Annotated in this window: 1 protein-coding gene; it reads left to right on the forward strand. The window is 75.4% G+C overall.

The genetic code is table 11. The features are described 5' to 3' along the window. The first annotated feature begins 135 nt into the window (after window positions 1-135). Window positions 136-888 carry an ATP-binding cassette domain-containing protein gene (locus BKN37_RS27345; RefSeq protein ID WP_083342091.1) on the forward strand — a complete coding sequence of 251 codons (753 nt, stop codon included), beginning with the start codon at window positions 136-138 and terminating at the stop codon, window positions 886-888. Window positions 889-926 lie beyond the last annotated feature (38 nt).

Raw genomic sequence — 926 nt, forward strand, 5'->3', positions numbered from 1 at the left:
CCCCCCCACACACCCACCGCCCACCCCCCCCCCACCCCCCCCCGCCCTCCCACCGCCCGCCACTCTCGTCACACTCTTTCCCTACGACGCCCTTACGAACTTACAAGATACCTTTAAAGTAGTCGGCAGCGTCAGATGTTTATAAGAGTCAATTCCGCCACGGTGCGCCCGGGCACACTGACCGCGGTGGCGGGACCGTCGGCGGCGGCCACCTCCGCGCTGGCCGGCCTGCTCGCCGGGGTGCTGCGGCCCAGCACCGGCGCGGTCACCGTCGACGGGCACCCCGTGGACGACCCGGCGCGGCGCCGCCGGGTCGGGCTGGCACCGGCCGGCGACGTGGTGCACCGCCAGCTCACCGTCGACCAGGCCGTGGGCTACGCGGCGGCGCTGCGGCTGCCCGCCGCTGCCAGCGCCGAGGACCGCCGGCACGCCGTCGACCGGGTGCTCGCCGAGGTGGAGTTGACGCATCGCCGCACCGTGCAGGTGGGCAGGCTCTCCGCCGCCGAGCGCAAACGGGTGTCGCTGGCCACCGAATTGCTGACCGGGCCGTCGGTGCTGGTCCTCGACCAGCCGACCGCCGGGCTGGGGCCCGAGCTGGAACCGCAGCTGATGGCGCTGCTGCGGCGGCTCGCCGACACCGGCCGCGCCGTGGTGCTGGCCACCACCTCACCGACCTGCCTGGATGGCTGCGATGAGGTGCTGCTGCTCACCGCCGCCGGCACCCCGGCCTACCTCGGGCCGCCCACCCAGGCCGCCGAGGCGCTGGGCGCCACCGGCTGGCCGGACATCCTCGCCCAGCTCAGCGCCGACCCCGACGGCGCCCACCACGCGTTCCTGGCCCGCCAGCCGGCCCCGACCCCCCCGCCGCCGTCTCTTATACACCTCTGACGCCGCCGACGGCGTGAGGGGGGTGGGGGTCGGGGGGG

Source organism: Mycobacterium talmoniae, assembly GCF_001854525.1.
Lineage (GTDB): Bacteria > Actinomycetota > Actinomycetes > Mycobacteriales > Mycobacteriaceae > Mycobacterium > Mycobacterium talmoniae.

What these genes read in the sequence shown, in the direction of transcription:
- BKN37_RS27345 (WP_083342091.1), top strand. Translation starts at nt 136, where the DNA reads ATGTTTATAAGAGTCAATTCCGCCACGGTGCGCCCGGGCACACTGACC.